Source organism: Streptomyces sp. NPDC059679 (assembly GCF_042734105.1).
Taxonomy (GTDB): Bacteria; Actinomycetota; Actinomycetes; order Streptomycetales; family Streptomycetaceae; genus Streptomyces.
Window position 1 is genome coordinate 202078 of sequence record NZ_JBHWES010000006.1, and the last position, 24817, is coordinate 226894.

38 protein-coding genes are annotated in these 24817 nt (G+C 67.7%); 33 read left to right on the forward strand and 5 right to left on the reverse strand.

Annotated features, from left to right (window positions below; all coding sequences use genetic code 11):
- Positions 1-11 precede the first annotated feature (11 nt).
- Both ACFV2X_RS10150 and ACFV2X_RS10155 read right to left on the reverse strand, forming a co-directional pair.
- A complete protein-coding gene (locus tag ACFV2X_RS10150; RefSeq protein ID WP_385613857.1) occupies positions 12-740 on the reverse strand; it encodes an SDR family oxidoreductase in 729 nt (242 codons plus the stop codon).
- 98 nt (positions 741-838) lie between these two features.
- Complete coding sequence (locus tag ACFV2X_RS10155; RefSeq protein ID WP_385613859.1) at positions 839-1507, reverse strand: nitroreductase; 669 nt, start codon at positions 1505-1507, stop codon at positions 839-841.
- Positions 1508-1657: 150 nt separating this feature from the next.
- On the opposite strand from ACFV2X_RS10155, the gene ACFV2X_RS10160 reads away from it, so the two are divergent.
- The gene (locus ACFV2X_RS10160; RefSeq protein WP_385613860.1) at positions 1658-2317 is read left to right on the forward strand and encodes an FMN-dependent NADH-azoreductase; all 660 of its coding nucleotides are present in this window, start codon (positions 1658-1660) and stop codon (positions 2315-2317) included.
- Positions 2318-2398: 81 nt separating this feature from the next.
- On the opposite strand, the gene ACFV2X_RS10165 is transcribed toward ACFV2X_RS10160, so the two are convergent.
- Both ACFV2X_RS10165 and ACFV2X_RS10170 read right to left on the reverse strand, forming a co-directional pair.
- Positions 2399-2884 (reverse strand): MarR family winged helix-turn-helix transcriptional regulator, encoded by a 486-nt coding sequence (locus ACFV2X_RS10165; RefSeq protein ID WP_385613862.1) that lies wholly within the window; start codon positions 2882-2884, stop codon positions 2399-2401.
- Positions 2885-2982: 98 nt separating this feature from the next.
- Positions 2983-3783 (reverse strand): DUF3152 domain-containing protein, encoded by an 801-nt coding sequence (locus ACFV2X_RS10170; protein WP_385613865.1) that lies wholly within the window; start codon positions 3781-3783, stop codon positions 2983-2985.
- A gap of 622 nt (positions 3784-4405) precedes the next feature.
- Between ACFV2X_RS10170 and rpsJ the strand changes: the two genes are divergently transcribed.
- The 32 genes from rpsJ (at position 4406) to truA (ending at position 22262) form a co-directional block, all read left to right on the forward strand.
- Positions 4406-4714: a 30S ribosomal protein S10 gene (gene rpsJ, locus ACFV2X_RS10175; protein WP_003948644.1), complete on the forward strand. Its 309-nt coding sequence runs from the start codon at positions 4406-4408 to the stop codon at positions 4712-4714.
- 13 nt (positions 4715-4727) lie between these two features.
- A complete protein-coding gene (rplC, locus tag ACFV2X_RS10180) occupies positions 4728-5372 on the forward strand; it encodes a 50S ribosomal protein L3 (RefSeq protein ID WP_089509866.1) in 645 nt (214 codons plus the stop codon).
- Between the two features lie 8 nt (positions 5373-5380).
- Positions 5381-6034, forward strand: coding sequence for a 50S ribosomal protein L4 (gene rplD / locus ACFV2X_RS10185; protein ID WP_014178769.1), 654 nt, complete (start codon positions 5381-5383; stop codon positions 6032-6034).
- A complete protein-coding gene (gene rplW, locus ACFV2X_RS10190; RefSeq protein ID WP_030835099.1) occupies positions 6034-6360 on the forward strand; it encodes a 50S ribosomal protein L23 in 327 nt (108 codons plus the stop codon). The genes rplD and rplW overlap by 1 nt, the downstream gene beginning before the upstream one ends.
- Positions 6361-6407: 47 nt before the next feature.
- Positions 6408-7244 (forward strand): 50S ribosomal protein L2, encoded by an 837-nt coding sequence (rplB, locus tag ACFV2X_RS10195; protein ID WP_065962996.1) that lies wholly within the window; start codon positions 6408-6410, stop codon positions 7242-7244.
- A 12-nt stretch (positions 7245-7256) separates the two neighbouring features.
- Entirely contained in the window at positions 7257-7538 is a 282-nt protein-coding gene (rpsS, locus tag ACFV2X_RS10200) for a 30S ribosomal protein S19 (protein ID WP_014178772.1), read from the forward strand.
- A gap of 46 nt (positions 7539-7584) precedes the next feature.
- Positions 7585-7932: a 50S ribosomal protein L22 gene (gene rplV / locus ACFV2X_RS10205; RefSeq protein ID WP_014054168.1), complete on the forward strand. Its 348-nt coding sequence runs from the start codon at positions 7585-7587 to the stop codon at positions 7930-7932.
- A complete protein-coding gene (gene rpsC, locus ACFV2X_RS10210) occupies positions 7932-8765 on the forward strand; it encodes a 30S ribosomal protein S3 (protein WP_089509693.1) in 834 nt (277 codons plus the stop codon). Before rplV ends, rpsC begins: the two co-directional genes overlap by 1 nt.
- 5 nt (positions 8766-8770) lie before the next feature.
- A complete protein-coding gene (gene rplP / locus ACFV2X_RS10215; RefSeq protein WP_065963000.1) occupies positions 8771-9190 on the forward strand; it encodes a 50S ribosomal protein L16 in 420 nt (139 codons plus the stop codon).
- Positions 9190-9414, forward strand: coding sequence for a 50S ribosomal protein L29 (gene rpmC, locus ACFV2X_RS10220; protein ID WP_009715874.1), 225 nt, complete (start codon positions 9190-9192; stop codon positions 9412-9414). Before rplP ends, rpmC begins: the two co-directional genes overlap by 1 nt.
- Positions 9414-9704 (forward strand): 30S ribosomal protein S17, encoded by a 291-nt coding sequence (rpsQ, locus tag ACFV2X_RS10225; protein ID WP_385613870.1) that lies wholly within the window; start codon positions 9414-9416, stop codon positions 9702-9704. The genes rpmC and rpsQ overlap by 1 nt, the downstream gene beginning before the upstream one ends.
- A gap of 101 nt (positions 9705-9805) precedes the next feature.
- The gene (rplN, locus tag ACFV2X_RS10230; protein WP_003998823.1) at positions 9806-10174 is read left to right on the forward strand and encodes a 50S ribosomal protein L14; all 369 of its coding nucleotides are present in this window, start codon (positions 9806-9808) and stop codon (positions 10172-10174) included.
- A gap of 3 nt (positions 10175-10177) precedes the next feature.
- Complete coding sequence (rplX, locus tag ACFV2X_RS10235) at positions 10178-10501, forward strand: 50S ribosomal protein L24 (protein ID WP_319688008.1); 324 nt, start codon at positions 10178-10180, stop codon at positions 10499-10501.
- Entirely contained in the window at positions 10501-11061 is a 561-nt protein-coding gene (gene rplE, locus ACFV2X_RS10240) for a 50S ribosomal protein L5 (protein WP_358631183.1), read from the forward strand. The genes rplX and rplE overlap by 1 nt, the downstream gene beginning before the upstream one ends.
- A gap of 2 nt (positions 11062-11063) precedes the next feature.
- Positions 11064-11249, forward strand: a complete 186-nt coding sequence (locus ACFV2X_RS10245) for a type Z 30S ribosomal protein S14 (RefSeq protein ID WP_003948630.1) — start codon at positions 11064-11066, stop codon at positions 11247-11249.
- A 211-nt stretch (positions 11250-11460) separates the two neighbouring features.
- A complete protein-coding gene (gene rpsH / locus ACFV2X_RS10250; RefSeq protein WP_014178779.1) occupies positions 11461-11859 on the forward strand; it encodes a 30S ribosomal protein S8 in 399 nt (132 codons plus the stop codon).
- A 21-nt stretch (positions 11860-11880) separates the two neighbouring features.
- A complete protein-coding gene (gene rplF, locus ACFV2X_RS10255; RefSeq protein WP_089509689.1) occupies positions 11881-12420 on the forward strand; it encodes a 50S ribosomal protein L6 in 540 nt (179 codons plus the stop codon).
- A gap of 3 nt (positions 12421-12423) precedes the next feature.
- A complete protein-coding gene (rplR, locus tag ACFV2X_RS10260) occupies positions 12424-12807 on the forward strand; it encodes a 50S ribosomal protein L18 (RefSeq protein WP_014178781.1) in 384 nt (127 codons plus the stop codon).
- Between the two features lie 46 nt (positions 12808-12853).
- Positions 12854-13459 (forward strand): 30S ribosomal protein S5, encoded by a 606-nt coding sequence (gene rpsE / locus ACFV2X_RS10265; RefSeq protein WP_089509688.1) that lies wholly within the window; start codon positions 12854-12856, stop codon positions 13457-13459.
- A 2-nt stretch (positions 13460-13461) separates the two neighbouring features.
- Positions 13462-13644 (forward strand): 50S ribosomal protein L30, encoded by a 183-nt coding sequence (rpmD, locus tag ACFV2X_RS10270; RefSeq protein WP_014178783.1) that lies wholly within the window; start codon positions 13462-13464, stop codon positions 13642-13644.
- 1 nt (position 13645) lies between these two features.
- Positions 13646-14104 (forward strand): 50S ribosomal protein L15, encoded by a 459-nt coding sequence (rplO, locus tag ACFV2X_RS10275; protein WP_353592316.1) that lies wholly within the window; start codon positions 13646-13648, stop codon positions 14102-14104.
- Positions 14105-14308: 204 nt separating this feature from the next.
- Positions 14309-15622 (forward strand): preprotein translocase subunit SecY, encoded by a 1314-nt coding sequence (gene secY, locus ACFV2X_RS10280; RefSeq protein WP_385613877.1) that lies wholly within the window; start codon positions 14309-14311, stop codon positions 15620-15622.
- Complete coding sequence (locus tag ACFV2X_RS10285; protein ID WP_385613879.1) at positions 15622-16278, forward strand: adenylate kinase; 657 nt, start codon at positions 15622-15624, stop codon at positions 16276-16278. Before secY ends, ACFV2X_RS10285 begins: the two co-directional genes overlap by 1 nt.
- Positions 16279-16418: 140 nt before the next feature.
- A complete protein-coding gene (map, locus tag ACFV2X_RS10290; RefSeq protein WP_385613881.1) occupies positions 16419-17255 on the forward strand; it encodes a type I methionyl aminopeptidase in 837 nt (278 codons plus the stop codon).
- A gap of 149 nt (positions 17256-17404) precedes the next feature.
- Complete coding sequence (infA, locus tag ACFV2X_RS10295) at positions 17405-17626, forward strand: translation initiation factor IF-1 (RefSeq protein WP_003956442.1); 222 nt, start codon at positions 17405-17407, stop codon at positions 17624-17626.
- A 28-nt stretch (positions 17627-17654) separates the two neighbouring features.
- Positions 17655-17768: a 50S ribosomal protein L36 gene (gene rpmJ / locus ACFV2X_RS10300; RefSeq protein ID WP_003956441.1), complete on the forward strand. Its 114-nt coding sequence runs from the start codon at positions 17655-17657 to the stop codon at positions 17766-17768.
- Between the two features lie 194 nt (positions 17769-17962).
- Positions 17963-18343, forward strand: a complete 381-nt coding sequence (gene rpsM / locus ACFV2X_RS10305; RefSeq protein ID WP_060945198.1) for a 30S ribosomal protein S13 — start codon at positions 17963-17965, stop codon at positions 18341-18343.
- A gap of 66 nt (positions 18344-18409) precedes the next feature.
- Positions 18410-18814, forward strand: a complete 405-nt coding sequence (gene rpsK / locus ACFV2X_RS10310) for a 30S ribosomal protein S11 (protein WP_009715860.1) — start codon at positions 18410-18412, stop codon at positions 18812-18814.
- Positions 18815-18842: 28 nt separating this feature from the next.
- Positions 18843-19469 (forward strand): 30S ribosomal protein S4, encoded by a 627-nt coding sequence (gene rpsD, locus ACFV2X_RS10315; protein WP_014178789.1) that lies wholly within the window; start codon positions 18843-18845, stop codon positions 19467-19469.
- Positions 19470-19613: 144 nt separating this feature from the next.
- On the forward strand, positions 19614-20636 hold the full coding sequence (locus ACFV2X_RS10320) for a DNA-directed RNA polymerase subunit alpha (RefSeq protein ID WP_031080491.1): 1023 nt from the start codon (positions 19614-19616) through the stop codon (positions 20634-20636).
- 125 nt (positions 20637-20761) lie between these two features.
- Complete coding sequence (gene rplQ, locus ACFV2X_RS10325; protein WP_385613886.1) at positions 20762-21304, forward strand: 50S ribosomal protein L17; 543 nt, start codon at positions 20762-20764, stop codon at positions 21302-21304.
- 79 nt (positions 21305-21383) lie between these two features.
- Entirely contained in the window at positions 21384-22262 is an 879-nt protein-coding gene (gene truA / locus ACFV2X_RS10330) for a tRNA pseudouridine(38-40) synthase TruA (RefSeq protein ID WP_385613888.1), read from the forward strand.
- Between the two features lie 4 nt (positions 22263-22266).
- On the opposite strand, the gene ACFV2X_RS10335 is transcribed toward truA, so the two are convergent.
- Positions 22267-24366 carry a glycosyltransferase gene (locus ACFV2X_RS10335; RefSeq protein WP_385613891.1) on the reverse strand — a complete coding sequence of 700 codons (2100 nt, stop codon included), beginning with the start codon at positions 24364-24366 and terminating at the stop codon, positions 22267-22269.
- Positions 24367-24817: the final 451 nt, after the last annotated feature.

Genomic DNA, 24817 nt, shown 5'->3' on the forward strand with positions numbered 1-24817 from the left:
AGGTATGTCGCTCAGGAGAGCCAGTCGGCGTAGCGGGTGGGGGCGAGGTGAGCGTGCCTGTCGGTGAGGACGTCGCCCTTGACGACGGCGAACATGCCGGCGGTGGGGTCGGTGACCACGGTGCGGTTGTCGCCCTTGTGGGACAGGGTGATCCGGCCCAGCTCGTCCAGGGAGAAGATCTCGGGGCCGGCGATGTTGCGGATGCCGTTCAGCGGGGTGCCCGCGGCGACCTCCGCCACCGCGTTGGCCACGTCCTTTGCGGCGATCGGCTGGATCGGCGTGGCGGGCAGCCGGACGGTGTCGGCGTCGGCGGTCCAGGACATCGCCGCGTCCATGAACTCCATGAACTGCGTCGCCCGGACGATCGAGTAGGGGATCGGCCCGGCCGCGAGAATCTGCTCCTGGAGCGCCTTGGCCCGGTAGTAGTCCAGCTCCGGCACCTGGTCCGTGCCGACGATCGAGAGGATGACGAAGTGGCCGACGCCGCCCTTGTGGGCCGCGGCCAGGAGGTTGTCCATCGAGGTCTGGAAGAAGGCCGGGGAGGCTTCGTCGAAGGTCGGGGAGTTCGTCAGGTTGACGACGACGTCGGCTCCCGCCACCGCCGCGTCCAGCCCCTGGCCGCTGATGACGTCGACTCCGGTGGACTGCGAGTGCGGTATCGCCTCGTGTCCGGCGGCGTTCAGATTCCTGACGACCTGCGACCCGATCAGCCCGGTGCCGCCAATGACTGCGAACCTCATGATGCGCCTTTCATTCAGGTATGCATGTAATGCGCCACATGAACAACTATGCGGACGCGGCGAGAAACAGCGACTTGATCAGCTGAGGGCGGGCGGTGTCAGTGGCCATCGACGAACGTGACCGTCTCGTCGAGCGGCGCCCGGCACGTACGGGCGTCATCCACCGTGACGTCCTCGTACCCGATCGACATGCCGCAGAAGAGGATGAGCTCGTCCGGGGGTGACAGGACCTCCGCGACGCTCCGGTGGAACTTCGCCCATGCCATCTGTGGGCAGCTGTGCAGCCCTTCGGCGCGGAGCAGCAGCATGACGGTCTGCAGAAACATGCCGGCGTCGGCCCATTGGGGCGAGCCCATGTCGCGGTCGATGTAGCAGAACAGGGCGGCGGGCGCGCCGAAGCAGTTCCAGTTCGCGGAGGCGGCTCTCTGGCGCGCCTCCAGGTCCTCGCGCGGAATGCCGAGTGCGCCGTAGCGCTGCTCACCGAAGGCGGACCGGCGCTCGCGGTACGGGGACTTCAGTGCGGGCGGGTACTGCTCGTACTCCGGCTCGTCCCAGGGGTCGCCCGCGGACAAGCGCTCGCAGGCGCGCTTCTTGATCTCGGCCAGCGGCCCGCCGGTCAGTACGTAGACGTGCCACGGCTGAATGTTCGATCCGGACGGTGACTGGGCCGCGGCGGACAGCACGCGCTCCAGCGTCTCCCTCGGGACTGGCCGGTCGATGAAGCCGCGCACCGCCCTTCGGCTCGTGACCGCCTCGTAGACGTCCATGATCGCCTGCCTCCCAGCTGCTCGACGTGTCCGTCTCCGTTACACTCGCAATTGTATCATTCGATACCGTCGCGACCGTAACTAAAATCGAGCGCGCCAATCCTCAGCCCCGGGTTCCCCGCCTCGGGCGCCACTCTTTGGAGAAAGTCCATGGTCACGCTGCTGCACATCGACTCGTCCGTGCTCCCCGGCGAGGTGTCCTCGTCCCGTTCGATCACGAACGTCTTCCGCAAGGCGTGGGAGGAGCAGCACCCGCAGGGCACGGTGATCTACCGCGACCTCGCCGCCGACCCTGTGCCGCACATCACCGCCGCCGCCTGGTCCGCTGGTTTCACCGCCCCGTCCGGGCGCACTCCGGAGCAGTCCGCCGCGTTCGCCGCGCGCGAGAAGCTCATCGAGGAACTGGAGCGGGCGGATGCCGTCCTGATCGGCGCCCCCATGCACAACTACTCGATCCCGTCGACTCTCAAGGCGTGGCTGGACAACGTGTTCCTGATGGGCCGCACCGCGGGCGAGGCCCCCTCCGCCCAGGGCACCCCGGTCACCGTCGTCGCCAGCCGCGGTGGCTCCTACGCGCCGGGCACCCCGCGCGAGGGCTTCGAGTTCGTGCTGAACTACCTGGAGGCCGTATTCAAGGGCGCCCTCGGCCTGGACCTCGACTTCATCGTCCCGGAGCTCACCATGGCCCCCCGTAACCCGGCCATGTCAGAACTGGTCCCCCTCTACGAGGCCTCCCGGGAGCGCGCCTTCGAGGAAGCGGCCGGCATGGCCAAGGAACTCGCGGAGCGCTTCGCCGCGAAAGCCGCGTGAGACGAAGGCCGCGTGAGACGAAGGCCGCGTGAGACGAGGCGCGCCCATGCGGCCGGCGGGCAGCCGGCTGCATGGGCGCGCTTACGCCTTGCCCCCTGAGGGGTGGGCGAACCGGGTCAGCAGATCCGTCAGCCGCTCAGGCTCGCCCGGCCCCAGTTCGGCAACCAGTCGCTCAGCCAGCGGCTCCGCCGCCACATGGGCCGCCTCGAAGAGTTCGAGTCCCTGAGGCGTGATCTCCACCGCCCGCGCCCGCCGGTCCCCCGGAACGGCCTTTCGTACGACCAGCCCCTTGCGCTCCAGGTCGTCCACGACCCGCATGATTCCCGCTTTGTCCGACCCCGTGGCCGCCGCCAGGTCGCGCTGCACCGTCGCCCCACGGTTGACCAGCTCGATCAGCACGGCGAAATGCCGCAACTCGATGCCGAGCGGCCGCAGCGCCTCCGTCATCACCGAGGCCGCGTGCCAGTGTGCCCGGCGGAGCAGCAGGCCGAGAGCGAACGGTGACGCATCCCCGGGGCGGTCGGTCGCGTGCGAGGCGGTGGTTCGGCGAGGGGCGTCGGCGGTCATGAGGCCACGGTACAGCCGTCCGTTCATTCGATACGGTTTCGCCTGAAACCAAATGCGGCTATGCGCTCGGCGGCGATACGGAGTGGGGCCACGTGGTCTCACGGCACCGCCGGGCCCTCGATGTACCGGCCCTTCGCTTCGTAGGGCCACTCGTTCGCGACACAGCCCTTGAGCCCGTATATCTGCTGCATCATCACCGGCGCCCGTTTGCCCTTCCCCGGGCAGGTCTCGTGGCCGTGGCCGATGCGGTGGCCGACCTCGTGGTTGACGATCAGCGCCCGGTAGCCGCTGATGGGGCCGGAGAACTCCGGTGAGCCGGTGTTCCAGCGTTTGAGGTTGACCATGATCTGGGTGCCGGCGTCGCAGTTGACCTCGCCGTGGGTGTCCAGGCCGACGGCGCCGCAGATCTCGTCGACCGTGTCCGGGGTGGCGATCTTCACCTCGAAGTCGGAGGGGCCGTCGGCGACCAGCTGGAAGGAGTGCGTGCCGTCTCTGGTCCAGCCGCGCTTGTCGGCCAGGATCGCCGAGATCTCGGCCGCGGCCCGCTTCGCGTCGATGCCGGTGCCCTTCTCCACCATGACCTTGAACCGCCGCAGATCGCTTCCCTTGCCGATTGCCGCACCAGAGGACTTCGCGGTGACGAACTCGCCGGTCGCGGTGGCGGGAGAGCCAGGCTGAGGGGGTCTGGAGGTGGCCGAGATGGCGTCGGGCGGCAGGGCTGTCGGGTCCGCGCCGCGGGCCGCGTCCTTGCCGTCGCCGCCGTCATCGCGTAAGGCGAACGCGACCCCGGCGATCAGGGCCGCACCGGCCGCCAGCGCCGCCACCACATTTCGGGGGCGGGTGCTTCGGGCACGCCGCGGGCCGCGGGTCTGCTTGGGGGCCTGCGCGGTGGAGGTCATGGGGGCGCTTCCAGGGGGTGTCAGCGGGGCGGGTGAATCGGCCGCGTGAGCATGCCGCGTGAGCATGACGGTGCCCCGGAGTGCGAATGCGTCGTGTGTTCCCCTGGAGAGAGACGTGCGGAGATCGGCGCCGGTTGGGTCTTGGGCCCTGTTGTGCGCGGGGTCACATGGGGTGACGTTCCGATCGGCACACTTGCGCGTGACAGTGTGCTCGGGTCTCGGGGGCGCGCGCCGAGTTTGAAGAACCCCCCGTCAGGGGTACGCTTCACCGCTTCCCAATTGGCATCCGGCACGGCCCGTGTGGCAGACTATCCGGGTTGCTCGGTTGAGTGCCGATGCTGCGCGCCTCCCGCCGGGAGGACCGGAAGCGAGTCCCACAGTACTCGTCGCCTCTCATCAGGGGCGGAAGTACGGGAATCTTCCGGGAAGTGTCAGCGGGGCCCCGGCCAGGCACCCGGTGGGTGTTCTTCCCCCACAACCCTCTTCCATAAGGGATCTCGCATGCCGAGATTTGCCGGAGGGGGTGCGACACGCCCGACCGCGTGGGTCGGAGGTGCGGCGGGGAGGGACGGAAACCGACCGGGTTCCGGAGCGTTACGAGAGACAGGACTACGAAGCAGCCATGGCGGGACAGAAGATCCGCATCCGGCTCAAGGCCTACGACCACGAGGTCATCGACTCCTCGGCGAAGAAGATCGTCGAGACGGTGACCCGCACTGGTGCGTCGGTCGCGGGCCCGGTGCCGCTGCCCACAGAGAAGAACGTGTACTGCGTCATCAAGTCGCCGCACAAGTACAAGGACTCGCGCGAGCACTTCGAGATGCGTACGCACAAGCGCCTCATCGACATCCTCGACCCCACGCCGAAGACCGTCGACTCGCTCATGCGTCTCGACCTGCCGGCCGGCGTCGACATCGAGATCAAGCTCTGAGGTGACGCGCGAGATGGCTAAGCAGATCAAGGGCGTCCTGGGCGAGAAGCTCGGCATGACGCAGGTGTGGGACGAGAACAACCGCATCGTCCCGGTCACCGTCGTCAAGGCCGGCCCCTGTGTCGTGACCCAGGTCCGTACCGCTGACTCGGACGGCTACGACGCCGTCCAGATCGCCTTCGGCGAGATCGACCCGCGCAAGGTGAACAAGCCCCTCAAGGGCCACTTCGCCAAGGCCGACGTGACCCCGCGCCGCCACCTGGTGGAGCTGCGCACCGCCGACGCCTCCGAGTACGCGCTCGGCCAGGAAGTCACGGCCGAGGTGTTCGACTCCGGTGTGAAGGTCGATGTGACCGGCACCAGCAAGGGCAAGGGCACCGCCGGTGTCATGAAGCGCCACGGCTTCAAGGGCCTGGGCGCCGGCCACGGCACCCAGCGCAAGCACCGCTCGCCGGGCTCCATCGGTGGCTGCGCCACCCCGGGCCGCGTGTTCAAGGGCCTGCGCATGGCCGGCCGTATGGGCAACGAGCGGGTCACCACCCAGAACCTGACCGTCCACGCCGTTGACGCGGAGAAGGGTCTGCTCCTGATCAAGGGAGCGGTTCCTGGTCCGAACGGCGGCCTCGTCCTGGTCCGTACCGCGGCCAAGGGGGCCTGAGGTAACCGATGAGCACCATTGACATCCTTTCGCCGGCAGGCGACAAGGCCGGGACCGTCGAGCTCCCCGCGGAGATCTTCGACGCGCAGGTCAGCGTTCCGCTGATCCACCAGGTCGTCGTCGCCCAGCTGGCCGCTGCCCGACAGGGCACGCACAAGACGAAGACCCGTGGCGAGGTCCGCGGCGGTGGCAAGAAGCCGTACCGCCAGAAGGGCACCGGCCGCGCCCGTCAGGGCTCGACCCGCGCGCCGCAGTTCGCCGGCGGTGGCGTCGTGCACGGTCCCGTGCCGCGCGACTACAGCCAGCGCACCCCGAAGAAGATGAAGGCCGCCGCGCTGCGCGGTGCCCTCTCGGACCGGGCGCGCCACAGCCGTATCCACGTCGTGACCGGCGTGATCGAGGGCGAGGTCTCCACCAAGGCCGCCAAGACCCTGTTCGGCAAGATCAGCGAGCGCAAGAACCTGCTCCTGGTCGTCGAGCGGAGCGATGAGGCCGCGTGGCTGTCCGCCCGCAACCTGCCCCAGGTGCACATCCTGGAGCCGGGCCAGCTGAACACGTACGACGTGCTCGTCTCCGACGACGTGGTCTTCACCAAGGCCGCCTTCGAGTCCTTCGTGGCTGGTCCCAAGGCCGCTGAGAAGACCGAAGGGAGCGCCGCCTGATGAGTGAGGCGACCGCTGTCACCAGCAAGACCTTCACGGACCCCCGCGACGTTCTCGTCAAGCCGGTCGTGTCCGAGAAGAGCTACGCGCTGCTGGACGAGAACAAGTACACGTTCATCGTCGACCCGCGCGCGAACAAGACCCAGATCAAGCAGGCCGTCGAGGCGGTCTTCTCGGTCAAGGTCACCGGGGTCAACACGATCAACCGGCAGGGCAAGCGCAAGCGCACCCGCACCGGTTTCGGCAAGCGCAAGGACACCAAGCGCGCCATCGTGACCCTCGCCGAGGGCGACCGAATCGACATCTTCGGCGGCCCGGTCTCCTAACGGAGATCGGAGCGTCCAGAAGTCCGGAATCTTCCGAGGACTGAGAAATGGGTATCCGCAAGTACAAGCCGACGACCCCGGGCCGTCGTGGCTCCAGCGTCGCCGACTTCGTCGAGATCACGCGGTCCACGCCGGAGAAGTCGCTGGTCCGCCCGCTGCACAGCAAGGGTGGTCGTAACAACGCCGGCCGCATCACGGTCCGCCACCAGGGTGGCGGTCACAAGCGTGCGTACCGCGTGATCGACTTCCGCCGTCATGACAAGGACGGCGTCCCGGCGAAGGTCGCACACATCGAGTACGACCCCAACCGCACCGCGCGTATCGCGCTGCTGCACTACGCCGACGGCGAGAAGCGCTACATCATCGCGCCGCGCGGCCTGTCGCAGGGCGACCGGGTCGAGAACGGCCCCGGGGCCGACATCAAGCCGGGCAACAACCTGGCGCTGCGCAACATCCCGGTCGGTACCACGATCCACGCCATCGAGCTGCGGCCCGGCGGCGGCGCGAAGTTCGCCCGCTCCGCGGGTGCCTCCGTGCAGCTGCTGGCCAAGGAGGGCTCCTTCGCGCATCTGCGCATGCCCTCCGGTGAGGTCCGCCTGGTCGACATCCGCTGCCGCGCCACCGTCGGCGAGGTCGGCAACGCCGAGCAGTCGAACATCAACTGGGGCAAGGCCGGCCGTATGCGCTGGAAGGGCGTCCGCCCGACCGTGCGTGGTGTCGTGATGAACCCGGTCGACCACCCGCACGGTGGTGGTGAGGGCAAGACCTCCGGTGGTCGCCACCCGGTTTCCCCGTGGGGCCAGAAGGAAGGTCGTACTCGCTCGCCGAAGAAGGCCAGCAACAAGTACATCGTCCGCCGCCGCAAGACGAACAAGAAGCGCTAGGAGCGGGTTTAGATGCCGCGCAGTCTCAAGAAGGGGCCCTTCGTCGACGACCACCTGATCAAGAAGGTGGATGTCCAGAACGAAGCCGGCACCAAGAACGTCATCAAGACCTGGTCCCGCCGCTCGATGATCGTCCCGGCCATGCTCGGCCACACGATCGCGGTGCACGACGGCCGCAAGCACGTCCCGGTGTTCGTCACCGAGTCGATGGTCGGCCACAAGCTCGGCGAGTTCGCGCCGACCCGCACCTTCCGCGGCCATGAGAAGGACGACCGCAAGTCGCGTCGTCGCTGATCAGCGGAACAAGCGAATGACTCAGACAGACACCGAAGGGACAACCATGGAAGCCAGGGCCCAGGCGCGGTACATCCGCGTCACGCCCATGAAGGCCCGCCGCGTGGTGGACCTCATCCGTGGCATGAGTGCCACGGAGGCTCAGGCGGTCCTGCGATTCGCTCCGCAGGCCGCGAGCGTGCCGGTCGGCAAGGTGCTGGACAGCGCCATTGCCAACGCCGCGCACAACTACGACCACACCGACGCCGACAGCCTCGTCATCTCCGAGGCGTACGTCGACGAGGGCCCGACCCTGAAGCGGTTCCGTCCGCGGGCCCAGGGCCGCGCCTACCGGATCCGCAAGCGGACCAGCCACATCACCGTGGTCGTCAGCAGCAAGGAAGGAACCCGGTAATGGGCCAGAAGGTTAACCCGCATGGGTTCCGGCTCGGCATCACCACGGACTTCAAGTCCCGCTGGTACGCCGACAAGCTGTACAAGGACTACGTCAAGGAAGACGTCGCCATCCGCCGGATGATGACGAAGGGCATGGAGCGCGCCGGTATCTCCAAGGTGGAGATCGAGCGCACCCGTGACCGCGTCCGCGTCGACATCCACACCGCCCGGCCGGGCATCGTCATCGGCCGCCGCGGCGCGGAGGCCGACCGTATCCGCGGCGAGCTGGAGAAGCTCACCGGCAAGCAGGTGCAGCTGAACATCCTCGAGGTCAAGAACCCCGAGGTGGACGCTCAGCTGGTGGCCCAGGCCGTCGCCGAGCAGCTGTCCTCCCGCGTCTCCTTCCGTCGTGCGATGCGCAAGTCGATGCAGAGCACGATGAAGGCCGGTGCCAAGGGCATCAAGATCCAGTGCGGTGGCCGTCTCGGCGGCGCCGAGATGTCCCGCTCGGAGTTCTACCGCGAGGGCCGGGTGCCCCTGCACACGCTCCGCGCGAACGTCGACTACGGCTTCTTCGAGGCCCGTACTACGTTCGGCCGCATCGGCGTGAAGGTCTGGATCTACAAGGGCGACGTCAAGAACATCGCCGAGGTCCGCGCCGAGAACGCCGCCGCCCGCGCCGGCAACCGCCCGTCGCGTGGTGGCGGCAGCGACCGCCCGCAGCGCCGTGGCGGCGACCGCGGTGGCCGCGGCCGTAAGCCGCAGCAGCAGAACGCCGCAGCCGAGGCCCCCAAGGCCGAGGCCGCCGCGACCGCTGCTCCGGCTGCTGAGAGCACCGGAACGGAGGCCTGACCGACATGCTGATCCCTCGCAGGGTCAAGCACCGCAAGCAGCACCACCCGAAGCGGTCGGGTATGGCCAAGGGCGGCACGGAGCTGGCGTTCGGCGAGTACGGCATTCAGGCCGTCACCCCGGCGTACGTCACCAACCGTCAGATCGAGGCCGCGCGTATCGCGATGACCCGCCACATCAAGCGTGGCGGCAAGGTCTGGATCAACATCTACCCGGACCGTCCGCTGACGAAGAAGCCGGCCGAGACCCGCATGGGTTCCGGTAAGGGCTCGCCTGAGTGGTGGATCGCGAACGTCAAGCCCGGTCGGGTGATGTTCGAGCTGTCCTACCCGAACGAGAAGATTGCGCGTGAGGCGCTCACCCGCGCTGCTCACAAGCTCCCGATGAAGTGCCGGATCGTGCGGCGCGAGGCAGGTGAGTCGTGATGGCGGCCGGTACCAAGGCGTCCGAGCTGCGTGAGCTGAACAACGAGGACCTCGTTGGCAAGCTCCGTGAGGCCAAGGAAGAGCTGTTCAACCTCCGCTTCCAGGCGGCGACCGGACAGCTCGAGAACCACGGCCGGCTGAAGGCCGTCCGCAAGGACATCGCCCGGATCTACACCCTGATGCGGGAGCGCGAGCTCGGCATCGAGACGGTGGAGAGCGCCTGATGAGCGAGACGAATGTGACTGCAGAGAACAACGACGAGAAGCGCGGCTTCCGCAAGACCCGTGAGGGTCTGGTCGTCAGCGACAAGATGGACAAGACCGTCGTCGTCGCCGTCGAGGACCGCGTCAAGCACGCCCTGTACGGCAAGGTCATCCGCCGTACGAACAAGCTCAAGGCGCACGACGAGCAGAACGCCGCGGGTGTCGGCGACCGTGTCCTCCTGATGGAGACCCGGCCGCTGTCCGCGACCAAGCGCTGGCGCGTCGTCGAGATCCTCGAGAAGGCCAAGTAATCCCCTGAGGGCAGCAGCCCTCAGGCCAGTTCCGCCAGGCTCGGCAGGGGTCCGTGACACACGGCCCCTGCCGGGAACCGGCAGACGATCAGGAGATAGACGTGATCCAGCAGGAGTCGCGACTGCGCGTCGCCGACAACACGGGCGCGAAGGAAATCCTTTGCATCCGTGTTCTCGGCGGTTCCGGTCGCCGCTACGCGGGCATCGGTGACGTCATCGTCGCCACCGTCAAGGACGCGATCCCCGGTGGCAACGTGAAGAAGGGTGACGTCGTCAAGGCGGTCATCGTGCGCACCGTCAAGGAGCGCCGCCGCCCGGACGGTTCGTACATCCGCTTCGACGAAAACGCGGCCGTCATCCTCAAGAACGATGGCGACCCCCGCGGCACCCGTATTTTCGGCCCGGTGGGCCGTGAGCTGCGCGAGAAGAAGTTCATGAAGATCATCTCGCTCGCGCCGGAGGTGCTGTAACCGATGAAGATCAAGAAGGGCGACCTGGTTCAGGTCATCACCGGCAAGGACAAGGGCAAGCAGGGCAAGGTCATCCAGGCCTACCCCCGCGAGGACCGCGTCCTGGTCGAGGGTGTCAACCGGGTCAAGAAGCACACCAAGGCCGGCCAGACCGCTCGTGGTTCGAAGACCGGTGGCATCGTGACGACCGAGGCCCCGATCCACGTGAGCAACGTTCAGCTCGTGGTGGAGAAGGACGGCAAGAAGGTCGTCACCCGCGTCGGATACCGCTTCGACGACGAGGGCAACAAGATCCGCGTTGCCAAGCGGACCGGTGAGGACATCTGATGACTGCCACCACCACTTCACCGCGCCTCAAGCTGCGCTACCGCGAAGAGATCACGGGCAAGCTGAAGGACCAGTTCTCCTACGAGAACGTCATGCAGATCCCCGGTCTCACCAAGATCGTGGTCAACATGGGTGTGGGCGACGCCGCCCGCGACTCCAAGCTGATCGAGGGCGCCATCCGCGACCTCGCCACGATCACCGGCCAGAAGCCGGCTGTCACCAAGGCCCGCAAGTCCATCGCGCAGTTCAAGCTGCGTGAGGGCCAGCCGATCGGTGCCCATGTCACCCTCCGCGGTGACCGCATGTGGGAGTTCCTGGACCGCCTGCTGTCGCTCGCGCTGCCGCGCATCCGCGACTTCCGTGGTCTGTCGCCCAAGCAGTTCGACGGCCGGGGCAACTACACCTTCGGTCTCACGGAGCAGGTCATGTTCCACGAGATCGACCAGGACAAGATCGACCGGGTGCGCGGCATGGACATCACCGTGGTGACCACGGCGTCCAACGACGAGGAAGGCCGCGCCCTGCTTCGTCTCCTCGGCTTCCCGTTCAAGGAGAACTGACCGTGGCGAAGAAGGCTCTGATCGCTAAGGCCGCCCGCAAGCCGAAGTTCGGTGTCCGCGGGTACACCCGCTGCCAGCGCTGCGGCCGGCCCCACTCCGTGTACCGCAAGTTCGGCCTGTGCCGCGTGTGCCTCCGTGAGATGGCTCACCGTGGCGAGCTGCCGGGCGTGACCAAGAGCTCCTGGTAATCCCCTAAGAGGGAGGAACCAGGACTCTCGGTAAGCAAATGGTTGGCGGGAGCCCGCCCCACAATCCCGTAGGCTTGTGGGGTTGGGCACCCGCTGCCCAATATCGTCTTACTACGCCGTAGGTCCCCGCGCCGCACCCGTGCCCACCACTGAGTTGGGTGAGAGGGATGGCGCAGATAGGAAACCCCGGCGAGAGAGGCCGAAGGCCATCATGACCATGACCGATCCGATCGCAGACATGCTGACCCGTCTGCGAAACGCGAACTCGGCGTACCACGACTCCGTCGTGATGCCCCACAGCAAGATCAAGTCGCACATCGCGGAGATCCTCCAGCAGGAGGGTTACATCACCGGCTGGAAGGTCGAGGACGCCGAGGTCGGCAAGAACCTCGTCCTCGAGCTGAAGTTCGGCCCCAACCGCGAGCGCTCGATCGCCGGCATCAAGCGGATTTCGAAGCCGGGTCTGCGGGTCTACGCAAAGTCCACCAACCTGCCGAAGGTGCTCGGCGGCCTGGGCGTGGCGATCATCTCCACGTCGCACGGGCTGCTCACCGACAAGCAGGCAGGCAAGAAGGGTGTGGGCGGGGAAGTCCTCGCCTACGTCTGGTAACCAGGGAACGGAGGAAGAGCCATGTCGCGAATTGGACGGCTGCCCATCCAGGTTCCCGCTGGTGTGGACGTCACCATCGATGGCCGTACGGTCGCAGTGAAGGGCCCCAAGGGTTCTCTCTCGCACACCGTCGCCGCGCCCATCGAGGTCGCCAAGGGTGAGGACAACACGCTCGTTGTCATCCGCCCGAACGACGAGCGTCAGAACAAGGCCCTGCACGGCCTGTCCCGCACGCTGGTGGCGAACATGATCACCGGCGTGACCCAGGGCTACAGCAAGGCGCTCGAGATCAGCGGTGTCGGTTACCGCGTCCAGGCGAAGGGCTCCAACCTGGAGTTCGCCCTGGGCTACAGCCACCCGATCGTGGTTGAAGCCCCCGAGGGCATCTCCTTCAAGGTGGAGTCCCCGACCAAGCTGAGCGTCGAGGGCATCGACAAGCAGAAGGTCGGCGAGGTCGCCGCGAACATCCGCAAGCTGCGCAAGCCCGACCCCTACAAGGCCAAGGGCGTGAAGTACGCGGGCGAGGTCATCCGCCGCAAGGTCGGAAAGGCTGGTAAGTAAGCCATGGCATACGGTGTGAAGATCGCCAAGGGCGACGCCCGTAAGGCCGCTGCCGTCAAGCGCCGTCACATCCGCGTCCGCAAGCGGATCTCCGGTACGCCGGAGCGCCCCCGCCTCGTCGTGACGCGTTCCAACCGTCACATGGTGGCGCAGGTCATCGACGACATCGCGGGCCACACGCTGGCCTCGGCGTCGACCCTGGACACGTCCATCCGTGGCGGCGAGGGTGACAAGAGCGCGCAGGCCAAGCAGGTCGGCGCCCTGGTTGCCGAGCGGGCCAAGGCGGCGGGCGTCGAGGCCGTCGTGTTCGACCGCGGTGGTAACCAGTACGCCGGGCGTATCGCCGCTCTGGCGGACGCCGCCCGCGAGGCCGGGCTGAAGTTCTAGCCCAGGTCCCTACGCACAGCGGACATAAACGAGAGAGGTAAATCCAATGGCTGGACCCCAGCGCCGCGGTGGCGGCGCCGGTGGCGGCGAGCGGCGGGACCGGAAGGACCGGCGGGACGGCGGCTCAGCTGCCGAGAAGACCGCTTACGTCGAGCGCGTTGTCGCGATCAACCGCGTCGCCAAGGTTGTGAAGGGTGGTCGTCGCTTCAGCTTCACCGCGCTGGTCGTGGTGGGCGACGGTGACGGCACCGTGGGTGTCGGTTACGGCAAGGCCAAGGAGGTGCCGGCCGCCATCGCCAAGGGTGTGGAGGAGGCCAAGAAGCACTTCTTCAAGGTCCCCCGGATCGCCGGCACCATCCCGCACCCGATCCAGGGCGAGAAGGCCGCGGGCGTCGTGCTGCTGAAGCCGGCTTCGCCCGGTACCGGTGTGATCGCCGGTGGCCCGGTGCGCGCCGTGCTGGAGTGCGCGGGCATCCACGACGTGCTGAGCAAGTCGCTCGGCTCGTCGAACCCGATCAACATCGTGCACGCCACGGTGACCGCTCTCCAGGGGCTTCAGCGCCCCGAGGAGATCGCCGCCCGTCGTGGTCTGCCGCTCGAGGACGTCGCCCCCGCCGCTCTGCTGCGGGCGCGTGCCGGGGTGGGTGCGTAAGCATGGCCCGCCTGAAGATCACGCAGACGAAGTCGTACATCGGCAGCAAGCAGAACCACCGCGACACCCTGCGCTCGCTCGGCCTGAAGAAGCTGGGCGACACGGTTGTCAAGGAGGACCGCCCCGAGTTCCGCGGCATGGCGAAGACCGTGCGGCACCTCGTGACGGTCGAGGAGGTCGACTGACATGGCGGACAGCAACAACCCGCTGAAGGTCCACAACCTCCGGCCCGCCCCGGGTGCCAAGACCGCCAAGACCCGTGTCGGTCGTGGTGAGGCGTCCAAGGGTAAGACCGCTGGTCGTGGCACCAAGGGCACCAAGGCCCGCTACCAGGTTCCGGATCGCTTCGAGGGTGGGCAGATGCCCCTCCACATGCGGCTCCCGAAGCTCAAGGGCTTCAAGAACCCGTTCCGCACCGAGTACCAGGTCGTCAACCTGGACAAGCTGGCCGCGCTCTACCCGCAGGGTGGCGAGGTCACGGTGGCCGACCTGGTCGCCAAGGGCGCGGTTCGCAAGAACCAGCTCGTCAAGGTGCTGGGCACCGGCGAGGTCTCCGTGGCGCTCCAGGTGACGGTCGACGCCGTCTCCGGTTCCGCCAAGGAGAAGATCACCGCCGCTGGAGGCACGGTCACCGAGCTCGTCTGAGAACGGTGGCACACCTGGCCGGGGATGCCCCACATACGGGGCATCCCCGGTTGGTCGTTCCAAGGGGGGCCAGGTCGCCGGTAAGGTGGCGTGCGTTGTTACCTTCCGCGCGGCCCGTGTACGCGCGGGCCTTGACCGATAAGTATTCGTCGATTCTCAAGACCACCACCTCTCGCGGCTGACGCGGGGGGCGCAGGAGGCACCGTGCTCACCGCGTTCGCCCGGGCGTTCAAGACGCCCGACCTGCGCAAGAAGCTGCTGTTCACGCTGGGCATCATCGTGCTGTTCCGGCTCGGGCAACATGTCCCGATCCCGGGCATTAACTATCAGAACGTCCAGACCTGCATCGATCAGGCCAAGGGTCAGCAGGGGCTCTTCGGTCTGGTCAACATGTTCAGCGGCGGCGCGCTGCTGCAGATCACCATCTTCGCGCTCGGGATCATGCCGTACATCACGGCGAGCATCATCCTGCAGCTGCTGACCGTGGTGATCCCGCGCCTCGAAGCCCTCAAGAAGGAGGGCCAGTCAGGTCAGGCGAAGATCACACAGTACACCCGCTACCTGACCGTGGCGCTCGCGATTCTGCAGGGCACCGGCCTGGTGGCCACCGCCCGCAGCGGCCAGCTGTTCCAGGCCTGCGACGTCGGCAACCAGATCGTCAAGGACGACGCGATCTTCACCACGGTCGTCATGGTGATCACGATGACCGCGGGTACGGCGCTGATCATGTGGCTCGGTGAGCTGGTCACCGACCGCGGCATCGGCAACGGCATGTCGATCCTGATGTTCGTCTCCATCGCGGCCGGCTTCCCGAGCGCCATGTGGACGATCAAGCAGCAGGGCAAGATCATGGGCGGTTGGCTGGAGTTCAGCCTGGTCGTCGCCTGTGGCCTGGTCATGGTCGGCCTGGTGGTCTTCGTCGAGCAGGCCCAGCGCCGCATTCCGGTCCAGTACGCGAAGCGCATGATCGGCCGTCGTTCGTATGGCGGCACCTCGACCTACATTCCGATGAAGGTCAACCAGGCGGGTGTGATTCCCGTCATCTTCGCGTCCTCGCTGCTCTACATTCCCGCGCTGATCGTTCAGTTCAGCGGGTCCAAAGCGGGCTGGGCCCAATGGATCCAGACCAATTTCGTCAAGGGCGACCACCCGTACTACATCACCACGTACTTCCTGCTCATCGTCTTCTTTGCTTTCTTCTACGTGGCCATCTCCTTCAACCCCGAAGAAGTTGCCGACAACATGAAGAAGTATGGTGGGTTCATTCCGGGCATCCGGGCAGGTCGTCCCACGGCCGAGTATCTGAGCTACGTGCTGAACCGCATTACGTGGCCCGGTTCGCTCTACCTGGGGCTGATCGCCCTGGTGCCCACGGTGGCGCTGGTGACGCTCAAGGCGAATCAGAACTTCCCGTTCGGCGGGACCAGCATCCTGATCATCGTGGGTGTCGGCCTGGAGACCGTGAAGCAGATCGAGAGCCAGCTTCAGCAGCGACATTACGAAGGGTTCCTCCGCTGATGCGAATCGTCCTCGTCGGGCCTCCTGGGGCTGGCAAGGGTACGCAGGCCGCGTACCTCGCCAAGAACCTGTCGATCCCGCACATCTCCACGGGCGACCTCTTCCGCGCGAACATCAGCCAGGGCACGCCCCTCGGCCGGCAGGCGCAGGAGTACATGCGGGCCGGCCAGCTGGTGCCGGACGAGGTCACCATCGGCATGGCCGAAGACCGGATGCGCCAGCCGGACGCCGCGCCGGGCTTTCTGCTGGACGGCTTCCCGCGCAATCTGGCGCAGGCCGAGGCGCTGGATGAGTTCCTCCGGGAGAACCAGATCTCGCTGGACGCGGTGCTGGACCTCGAGGTCCCCGAGGACGAGGTCGTCCGGCGTATCGCCGGGCGGCGCATCTGCCGCAATGACAGCAGCCATGTCTTCCATGTCACCGGCGCCCCGCCGAAGGCCGAAGGCGTCTGCGACGAGTGCGGCGGCGAGCTGTACCAGCGCGAGGACGACAGCGAGGAGACCGTCCGCAAGCGGCTGGAGGTCTACCACCGCGAGACGGAGCCGATCATCGACTACTACAAGGCCAAGGGCCAGGTCGTGACGATTCCGGCGCTCGGCAAGGTCTCCGAGGTCACCCAGCGGGCCATGGACGTGCTGGCGGCCAAGGCGGCCTGAGGTCGCTCAAGGGCTTACGGCCGCGGTGCCCATCGGGCGCCGCGGCCGTACTGTTGTGCAGAGAGTTGTGCAAAGAGCGTCGGCCTGGTGGTCGGCCAGGTGAATGACGGCAACGGCGGAAACGCGGGAAGGCAGTCCCAGTGGTGGAGATAAAGACCCCCGAGCAGATCGCGAAGATGCGTGAGGCGGGACTGGTCGTCGCGGCCATCCACCAGGCCACCCGCGAGGCGGCCGTCCCCGGTGCGTCGACCAAGGACCTGGACGACGTCGCCCGCAAGGTGATCGCCGACCACGGCGCCAAGTCGAACTTCCTGGGCTACGGGGGCTTCCCCGCGACCATCTGCACCTCGGTGAACGATGTCGTGGTGCACGGCATCCCGGACCGCGAGACCGTCCTCAAGGACGGCGACATCATCTCCATCGACGCGGGCGCGATCGTGGACGGCTGGCACGGTGACGCCGCCTTCACCGCCTTCGTGGGCGACGGCCACGCGCCCGAGCTGTACGAGCTGAGCCGGGTGACCGAGGAGTCCATGTGGGCCGGTATCGCCGCGGTCCGCAAGGGCAACCGCCTGGTCGACATCTCCAAGGCCATCGAGGGCTACATCCGGCGCCAGCCGCGCCCGGCCTCCGGTAAGTACGGGATCGTCGAGGACTACGGCGGCCATGGCATCGGCAGCCAGATGCACATGGACCCGCACCTGCTGAACTATGTCTCGAAGAAGCGCGGCAAGGGCCCGCGGCTGGTGCCCGGCTTCTGTATCGCGATCGAGCCCATGGTGAGCCTGGGCACCGCGAAGACCCATGTGCTGTCCGACGACTGGACGGTCAAGACGGACGACGGCACCTGGTCCAGTCACTGGGAGCACTCGGTCGCGCTCACCGAGGAGGGCCCGCTGGTGCTCACCGCCGTGGACGGCGGGGCGGCCAAGCTCGCCGAGTACGGCATACAGGCGGCCCCGGACCCCCTGGCGTAAGATCCCGATCGGCTTAATGATCTCCGATTCGGGGCATGCTGCCCCGGATTCGTGTTTCTCGATGGGCTGACGTAGACTGACACGTCGGCTCACGCGTGTCCTTCGGCATGTCGCGAACCGATCAAGGTAGCCGATCCCGAAAGCAGGACATGGCCAAGAAGCAAGGCGCCATCGAAATCGAGGGCACCGTGATCGAGTCTCTGCCGAACGCGATGTTCAAGGTGGAGCTCCAGAACGGTCACAAGGTCCTCGCGCACATCAGCGGCAAGATGCGTATGCACTACATCCGCATCCTGCCCGATGACCGGGTCGTCGTGGAGCTCTCTCCGTACGACCTGACGCGCGGACGGATCGTCTACCGCTACAAGTAGATCTCACGACCCGGAGAACCTCACACCCATGAAGGTCAAGCCGAGCGTCAAGAAGATCTGCGACAAGTGCAAGGTGATCCGCCGCCACGGTCGGGTCATGGTCATCTGCGACAACCTGCGCCACAAGCAGCGCCAGGGCTGACGTACGCCTGACCGCACGACCTGCACCTCGCAGTATCTTCGCGCGACGCATACACATACGTACATACGCAGTCACCCGTTCCCGTGCCCGCGGGGACGACACCCCCGGTCGGAGGCCGGGGACCCGGCGGCCGCCGCGCGGCGGCCGGGAGTGGTGCTGCGGAAGACCTCCGACAACCATCTGGAGCCAGATTCATGGCACGCCTCGCAGGCGTTGACCTCCCGCGCGACAAGCGCGTCGAGGTCGCCCTCACCTATGTCTTCGGCATCGGCCGCACCCTTGCCCAGCAGACCCTCGCCAACACCGGCGTGAACCCGGACACCCGCGTTCGCGACCTGGCGGAAGAGGACCTGGTCAAGATCCGCGAGTACGTGGACAACAACATCAAGACCGAGGGTGACCTCCGTCGCGAGATCCAGGCCGACATCCGCCGCAAGGTCGAGATCGGCTGCTACCAGGGTCTGCGTCACCGCCGCGGCCTGCCGGTCCACGGCCAGCGCACCAGCACCAACGCCCGCACCCGCAAGGGCCCGCGTCGCGCCATCGCCGGTAAGAAGAAGCCGGGCAAGAAGTAGTCCGCACCGGACGCTGTTCAAGCGGTCCGGCTGTAGGACCGACCACCTCCACGGGAGATACACCGAATGCCTCCGAAGAGCCGTACGGCCGGCGCCAAGAAGGTGCGCCGCAAGGAGAAGAAGAACGTCGCCCACGGGCACGCTCACATCAAGAGCACGTTCAACAACACCATCGTCTCGATCACCGACCCGACCGGGAATGTGATCTCTTGGGCCTCTGCCGGCCACGTCGGCTTCAAGGGCTCGCGCAAGTCGACTCCGTTCGCCGCGCAGATGGCCGCCGAGTCGGCCGCCCGCCGGGCGCAGGAGCACGGCATGCGCAAGGTCGACGTGTTCGTCAAGGGTCCGGGCTCCGGCCGTGAGACCGCGATCCGCTCGCTCCAGGCCACCGGCCTGGAGGTGGGTTCGATCCAGGACGTCACTCCGACTCCGCACAACGGATGCCGGCCGCCCAAGCGCCGCCGCGTCTGACCAGCTGAAGTAGGAGAGATACCAGAAAATGGCGCGTTACACCGGGGCCGACTGCAAGCGTTGCCGTCGGGAGAAGCAGAAGCTCTTCCTCAAGGGGAGCAAGTGCGAGAGCGCGAAGTGCCCGATCGAGATCCGTCCTTACCCCCCGGGTGAGCACGGTCGCGGGCGCACCAAGGACAGCGAGTACCTGCTGCAGCTCCGTGAGAAGCAGAAGGCCACCCGTATCTACGGCGTCCTTGAGAAGCAGTTCCGTGGTTACTACGCGGAGGCGAACAAGAAGACCGGCAAGACCGGTGAGAACCTTCTTCGCATCCTCGAGTCGCGGCTGGACAACGTGGTCTACCGGGCCGGCTTCGCCAAGTCCCGCGACCACGCCCGGCAGCTGGTCCGCCACGGGCACATCAATGTGAACGGCCGCAAGACCGACATCCCGTCGGCCCGCGTCGCCGTGAACGACATCATCGAGGTCCGCCCGAAGTCCCGGACCCTGACCCCCTTCCAGGTGGCTCAGGCCGAGGCCGGCGAGCGCACCGTGCCGGCGTGGCTGGAGGCCATTCCGTCGCAGCTGCGGATCCTCGTCCACTCGCTGCCCGAGCGCCAGGTGATCGACACCCAGGTGCAGGAGCAGCTGATCGTCGAGCTCTACTCGAAGTAAGCACGACGCTTGGGCCGCTCGCCATTTATGGAGGAGGGGCTCCGGATTACGGGCGGTACGAGCCGTTTGGCCCGTGCCGCCCGTACCATCGTCAGTACAGAGGGCGTCAAATAGCGGGCGCCCACGACTGAAGGATCGAACACCATGCTGATCGCTCAGCGTCCTTCGTTGACCGAAGAGGTCGTCGACGAATTCCGCTCCCGGTTTGTGATCGAGCCGCTGGAGCCGGGCTTCGGCTACACCCTCGGCAACTCCCTGCGTCGTACGCTCCTCTCCTCGATCCCCGGTGCGGCTGTCACCAGCATCCGGATCGACGGGGTCCTGCACGAGTTCACCACCGTGCCGGGCGTCAAGGAGGACGTCACCGACCTCATCCTCAACATCAAGCAGCTGGTCGTCTCCTCCGAGCACGACGAGCCGGTCGTGATGTACCTGCGCAAGCAGGGCCCCGGCCTGGTCACCGCCGCCGACATCGCCCCGCCGGCCGGTGTCGAGGTGCACAACCCCGACCTGGTCCTGGCCACGCTGAACAGCAAGGGCAAGCTGGAGATGGAGCTGACCGTCGAGCGCGGTCGCGGCTATGTCTCCGCCGTCCAGAACAAGCAGGTCGGCCAGGAGATCGGCCGGATCCCGGTCGACTCCATCTACTCGCCGGTGCTCAAGGTCACCTACAAGGTCGAGGCGACCCGTGTCGAGCAGCGCACCGACTTCGACAAGCTGATCGTCGACGTCGAGACCAAGCAGGCGATGCGCCCGCGCGACGCCATGGCCTCCGCCGGTAAGACCCTGGTCGAGCTGTTCGGTCTCGCCCGCGAGCTGAACATCGACGCCGAGGGCATCGACATGGGCCCGTCTCCGACGGACGCCGCCCTGGCCGCCGATCTGGCGCTGCCGATCGAGGAGCTCGAGCTCACCGTCCGCTCGTACAACTGCCTCAAGCGTGAGGGCATCCACTCCGTGGGTGAGCTCGTGGCGCGGTCCGAGGCGGACCTGCTCGACATCCGCAACTTCGGCGCCAAGTCGATCGACGAGGTCAAGGCCAAGCTGGCCGGTATGGGCCTGGCGCTCAAGGACAGCCCGCCCGGGTTCGACCCGACCGCCGCCGCGGACGCGTTCGGCGCGGACGACGACGCGGACGCCGGTTTCGTCGAGACCGAGCAGTACTGAGCCCTGGGGCCCCGAGCCGCGCGCTCGGGGCCCTGAGCTGAAGCCTGAAGACTTCCGGCGGGCGCTCGCCCGTCGGTAACTGACACCGGTACCTCATACGGCCGGTGCAGACCAAAGGAGAAACAATGCCGAGGCCCACCAAGGGTGCCCGTCTGGGCGGCAGCGCGGCGCACGAGCGGCTGATGCTGGCGAACCTCGCCACCTCGCTGTTCGAGCACGGCCGCATCAAGACCACCGAGGCGAAGGCCCGCCGCCTGCGCCCGGTGGCGGAGAAGCTGATCACCAAGGCGAAGAAGGGCGACCTTCACAACCGCCGTCTGGTGCTGCAGACCATCCGTGACAAGAGCGTGGTGCACACCCTCTTCACGGAGATCGGCCCGCGCTACGAGAACCGGCCGGGTGGCTACACCCGCATCACCAAGATCGGTAGCCGCCGTGGCGACAACGCGCCCATGGCGATCATCGAGCTGGTCGAGGCGCTGACCGTGCAGCAGCAGGCTGTCGGCGAGGCCGAGGCCGCCACCAAGCGCACCGCGAAGGACGCTGCCGGCGACCAGGCGCTCGAGGGCCTGAAGAAGGACGAGGCCGCCGAGGCCCCGGCGGAGGCCGCTGAGGCCCCGGCCGAGCCCGCCACGGAAGCGGCTGATGAGAGCGGCAAGGACGCCTGAGCGTTCTGAGGCTTGAGGTGACGGGCCCGCCCCCAGCGACTTGGGGGGCGGGCCCGTCCCGCATGGAGAGGATTTCTGGGTGACGGACGAGGCGCCCGAAAGCTATGTACGCGTCCGGCTGAACCTGTCGTACGACGGCACGGACTTCTCGGGCTGGGCCAAGCAGCGCGGCCGGGACACGGTGCGCACCGTACAGGGCGAGCTGGAGAGCGCCTTGCAGGTCGTCATGCGCATGCGGGACCCGGTGGAGCTGACCGTCGCGGGCCGCACCGACGCCGGCGTTCACGCGCGCGGCCAGGTCGCCCATGTCGACCTCCCGGAGCCCATCTGGGCCGAGCACCACGAGAAGCTGCTGCGCCGCCTGGCCGGCCGGCTTCCGCACGACATACGCGTCTGGTCCGTCGCCGAGGCCCCGCCCGGCTTCAACGCCCGCTTCTCCGCCATCTGGCGCCGCTACGCCTACCGCGTCGTCGACCACCCCGGCGGCGTCGACCCGCTGCTGCGCGGCCATGTGCTGTGGCACGACTGGCCGCTGGACGTGGACGCCATGAACGAGGCCGCGCAGAAGCTGCTCGGGGAGCACGACTTCGCGGCGTACTGCAAGAAGCGCGACGGCGCCACCACCATCCGCACCCTCCAGCGGCTGAGCTGGGAGCGCGGTCCCGACGGCATCATCACGGGGACCGTGCGGGCCGACGCCTTCTGCCACAACATGGTCCGGGCCCTGGTCGGCGCCCTTCTTTTCGTCGGCGACGGCCACCGCCCGGCGGACTGGCCCGCCAAGGTGCTGGCCGCCGGGGTGCGCGACTCCGCGGTCCATGTCGTACGCCCCCATGGGCTGACCCTCGAAGAGGTCGGCTACCCGGCCGATGACCAACTCGCCGCCCGCAACCGCGAGGCCCGCAACAAGCGGACGCTGCCGCTGGCGCATCCTGCGGCTGGGGCGGGCTGCTGCTGAAGCGTCACGCCGGGAGGGTGACAGCCAGGTTGTTCGCTTTGGTCAGGTAGGGGCGGATCCCGTCGGTGACCGGGTAGAGGTCCGTCTTGTTGCGGTCGACGATGTCACCCAGGATCCGGCCGACTCGGAGCGGAGCGGTGTCGCCCGCGACCGCGGCGCCATCCGCGGTGAGACGGAGCGTCAGATCCCATACCGGCGCCTTGGCCGAGTGAGCGGCGGCCTCGCGGATCCGCTCGTACGGGATGGTGGCGCGGAAGTCGGCCGGGCCGAGGGCCGTGACGGGGATGGTGAAGGGGCTCGACGCGCCGCCGCGCGGAACGGCCCGGACGGTGGGGGCCCCGTCCGCCGGGAAGACGGTGCCGTGCAGGGTGCCCGTCACGCTGATCGCCTCGGCGTCGGCGCGGATCGTACGGGCTTCGGCGTGGGCCCGGCGGTGCCAGGTGCGCAGGGCGAGATGGCCGCCGGCGGTGCGGTACGGGATCCACCAGGAGAACGGGGCGTCCGGCAGCGGCTCCAGGCCCAGCAGGCCGCGCCCCTCCGCGAAGCGGCAGTGCACCCGGCGGCTGACGCCGTCGCCGGGCCGTAGGACGTGCAGGTCCCAGCGGCCCTCGGCGAGGGTGAGGGCGCGGCGGTCGAGCAGCGCGGTCCAGGGGGCGTCATCGGTGGCGGGGGGACGCAGGGGCAGGGTGAGCGGGGCGATCCCCCGGCCGTCGTGGTCGTCGCGGCGGGTGAGGACGAGCGCGAGGTCGGCGCCGCGCATGTCCGTACGGTCGATCAGGACGGTCAGGTTTCCGTCCGCGTCGACGCGGCAGGAGGCGCTGGGGCGCAGCGGCTTGCGGATCAGCTGCTTCACCGCGCCCTTGAGGGTGGTCTTCAGGGGTGACGCCATTGCCAAGGGGCTGTGGAACCCCAGCAGCGGACCGCGTCCGCGCCGGGTGGCCGGGGCGGACGCGCCGCGTGCCTCGTACAGCTCCGTGAACAGCTGCTCGTACGCCTCCGCCACGCGCTCCGGCGCGTACCGCTGGGCGGCCGCGCGGGCTGCCGCGCCCATCGTGCGGCGCAGTTCGTTGTCCTCGATCAGGCTCAACAGCCCCTTGGCGATGGCGTCGCGGTCGCCGACGGGGACGAGGAGGCCGTCCTGGCCGTGGGTGATGATCTCGCCGGGTCCGTGGGGGCAGTCGGTGGCGACGACGGGTACACCGCAGTGCATGGCCTCCACGATCGTCATCCCGAACGACTCCTCGCGCGAGGTGACGGCGGCGATCGAGCCCTTGGCCCACTCGGTCTCGATGGGGGAGTGGGCGCCCATGAGCGTGATGTGGTCGGCCAGGCCGAGTTCGTCGATCCGGCGGCGGAGGACTGGCTGTTGGGGACCCCGGCCGTAGAGGCGCAGATGCCAGTCGGGGTGCTTGGCGGCGACTGTCGCCCAGGCCTCCACCAGCAGGTCGTACCGCTTGACGGGGATGAGCCGCCCGGCCGCCACGACCAGCTTGGCCGAGCCGTCGGAGGGTTCGACCTCCGTGGCGGGGACCCCGTTGGGCAGCCCGACGATACGGGTGGCGACGCCGGGCAGATGGGCGCGGTGCGTCGCCGCGTCGGCCGCCGAGACGGTGGTGTACGCGTCCAGGCGGGCGATCGCGGCGTCGCAGGCGGCGCGGAGCGAGGCCTGATGGGTGCCGTAGATCCGGTGCTCCTGCCCGATCCGCACATAGCGGCGCTGCCCGAACTCGGCGAGGTAGATCACCAGCCCGGGGCGGGTCGCGATGACCACGTCCGCGTCGGTGTCCGAGAGGTAGGCGGCGATGCGCTGGTCGGTGAGCGCGTTGAAGTTCGTGGTGCCCTTCGCCTCGGCGGCCGGGATGCGCGAAGTGGGCTGCTGCAGGAGGGGGTTGTCCGCGTCGCTCCCCTTCGCGTCCGGGCGCCGGTCGATCAGCGGCGTGATCCGGACGGCGGGGTGGAGGGGGAGGCTGGGGGCGCTGTGGGTCCGCATGACGGTGACGATCTCGACCGTGTGGCGGGCGGCGAGCGCGCTTGCCATGTTGAAGGTCGTGCGGATGGTGCCGCCTATGCCGTACGCGTTGTGCAGCAGGAATGAGATCTTCATGGTGATGTACGCGCGGCCTGTGCGGACCGTCGCGCCGCTGCCTCCCCTTCGGCTCTCCGTAATGCGCTCAACTCACAAGCCACTCTGAAATACGCCCACATGATCCCGGTATGGGGCCGGTATGGGTTCGGTAAGCATCGATCGGTCGGTAAGACCGTTGGACGCGGGAAAGGTTGCTTATGCGCATGGTGATATGTGATGCCCCACATCTGGGTCATCCGGTACAACCTTCCGCGAGGGTTGTACGTCGGTTGCCGAGAGCAGGCGCCGCGCCCGCGTGAGCCGAATGCCGTGAGGCGGCGCATCGGCTGAATCTCGCTCACGAGCAGGGCGGCCTCTGCCATGCTCGGGGATTCCATGCCGCCGGGCCGTTGTGATCTCGTGATCCGGCGTTGTGCAACCTTTCCGGCGATATCGGATTGTCATGGAAATCTCTGTTCGACCAGGTGCA

Excerpts from the sequence above, each read along its gene's own strand:
- ACFV2X_RS10150 (WP_385613857.1), bottom strand. The coding sequence starts at position 740 with ATGAGGTTCGCAGTCATTGGCGGCACCGGGCTGATCGGGTCGCAGGTC.
- ACFV2X_RS10155 (WP_385613859.1), bottom strand. The coding sequence starts at position 1,507 with ATGGACGTCTACGAGGCGGTCACGAGCCGAAGGGCGGTGCGCGGCTTC.
- ACFV2X_RS10160 (WP_385613860.1), top strand. The coding sequence starts at position 1,658 with ATGGTCACGCTGCTGCACATCGACTCGTCCGTGCTCCCCGGCGAGGTG.
- ACFV2X_RS10165 (WP_385613862.1), bottom strand. The coding sequence starts at position 2,884 with ATGACCGCCGACGCCCCTCGCCGAACCACCGCCTCGCACGCGACCGAC.
- ACFV2X_RS10170 (WP_385613865.1), bottom strand. The coding sequence starts at position 3,783 with ATGACCTCCACCGCGCAGGCCCCCAAGCAGACCCGCGGCCCGCGGCGT.
- rpsJ (WP_003948644.1), top strand. The coding sequence starts at position 4,406 with ATGGCGGGACAGAAGATCCGCATCCGGCTCAAGGCCTACGACCACGAG.
- rplC (WP_089509866.1), top strand. The coding sequence starts at position 4,728 with ATGGCTAAGCAGATCAAGGGCGTCCTGGGCGAGAAGCTCGGCATGACG.
- rplD (WP_014178769.1), top strand. The coding sequence starts at position 5,381 with ATGAGCACCATTGACATCCTTTCGCCGGCAGGCGACAAGGCCGGGACC.
- rplW (WP_030835099.1), top strand. The coding sequence starts at position 6,034 with ATGAGTGAGGCGACCGCTGTCACCAGCAAGACCTTCACGGACCCCCGC.
- rplB (WP_065962996.1), top strand. The coding sequence starts at position 6,408 with ATGGGTATCCGCAAGTACAAGCCGACGACCCCGGGCCGTCGTGGCTCC.
- rpsS (WP_014178772.1), top strand. The coding sequence starts at position 7,257 with ATGCCGCGCAGTCTCAAGAAGGGGCCCTTCGTCGACGACCACCTGATC.
- rplV (WP_014054168.1), top strand. The coding sequence starts at position 7,585 with ATGGAAGCCAGGGCCCAGGCGCGGTACATCCGCGTCACGCCCATGAAG.
- rpsC (WP_089509693.1), top strand. The coding sequence starts at position 7,932 with ATGGGCCAGAAGGTTAACCCGCATGGGTTCCGGCTCGGCATCACCACG.
- rplP (WP_065963000.1), top strand. The coding sequence starts at position 8,771 with ATGCTGATCCCTCGCAGGGTCAAGCACCGCAAGCAGCACCACCCGAAG.
- rpmC (WP_009715874.1), top strand. The coding sequence starts at position 9,190 with ATGGCGGCCGGTACCAAGGCGTCCGAGCTGCGTGAGCTGAACAACGAG.
- rpsQ (WP_385613870.1), top strand. The coding sequence starts at position 9,414 with ATGAGCGAGACGAATGTGACTGCAGAGAACAACGACGAGAAGCGCGGC.
- rplX (WP_319688008.1), top strand. The coding sequence starts at position 10,178 with ATGAAGATCAAGAAGGGCGACCTGGTTCAGGTCATCACCGGCAAGGAC.
- rplE (WP_358631183.1), top strand. The coding sequence starts at position 10,501 with ATGACTGCCACCACCACTTCACCGCGCCTCAAGCTGCGCTACCGCGAA.
- rpsH (WP_014178779.1), top strand. The coding sequence starts at position 11,461 with ATGACCATGACCGATCCGATCGCAGACATGCTGACCCGTCTGCGAAAC.
- rplF (WP_089509689.1), top strand. The coding sequence starts at position 11,881 with ATGTCGCGAATTGGACGGCTGCCCATCCAGGTTCCCGCTGGTGTGGAC.
- rplR (WP_014178781.1), top strand. The coding sequence starts at position 12,424 with ATGGCATACGGTGTGAAGATCGCCAAGGGCGACGCCCGTAAGGCCGCT.
- rpsE (WP_089509688.1), top strand. The coding sequence starts at position 12,854 with ATGGCTGGACCCCAGCGCCGCGGTGGCGGCGCCGGTGGCGGCGAGCGG.
- rpmD (WP_014178783.1), top strand. The coding sequence starts at position 13,462 with ATGGCCCGCCTGAAGATCACGCAGACGAAGTCGTACATCGGCAGCAAG.
- rplO (WP_353592316.1), top strand. The coding sequence starts at position 13,646 with ATGGCGGACAGCAACAACCCGCTGAAGGTCCACAACCTCCGGCCCGCC.
- ACFV2X_RS10285 (WP_385613879.1), top strand. The coding sequence starts at position 15,622 with ATGCGAATCGTCCTCGTCGGGCCTCCTGGGGCTGGCAAGGGTACGCAG.
- infA (WP_003956442.1), top strand. The coding sequence starts at position 17,405 with ATGGCCAAGAAGCAAGGCGCCATCGAAATCGAGGGCACCGTGATCGAG.
- rpmJ (WP_003956441.1), top strand. The coding sequence starts at position 17,655 with ATGAAGGTCAAGCCGAGCGTCAAGAAGATCTGCGACAAGTGCAAGGTG.
- rpsM (WP_060945198.1), top strand. The coding sequence starts at position 17,963 with ATGGCACGCCTCGCAGGCGTTGACCTCCCGCGCGACAAGCGCGTCGAG.
- rpsK (WP_009715860.1), top strand. The coding sequence starts at position 18,410 with ATGCCTCCGAAGAGCCGTACGGCCGGCGCCAAGAAGGTGCGCCGCAAG.
- rpsD (WP_014178789.1), top strand. The coding sequence starts at position 18,843 with ATGGCGCGTTACACCGGGGCCGACTGCAAGCGTTGCCGTCGGGAGAAG.
- ACFV2X_RS10320 (WP_031080491.1), top strand. The coding sequence starts at position 19,614 with ATGCTGATCGCTCAGCGTCCTTCGTTGACCGAAGAGGTCGTCGACGAA.
- rplQ (WP_385613886.1), top strand. The coding sequence starts at position 20,762 with ATGCCGAGGCCCACCAAGGGTGCCCGTCTGGGCGGCAGCGCGGCGCAC.
- ACFV2X_RS10335 (WP_385613891.1), bottom strand. The coding sequence starts at position 24,366 with ATGAAGATCTCATTCCTGCTGCACAACGCGTACGGCATAGGCGGCACC.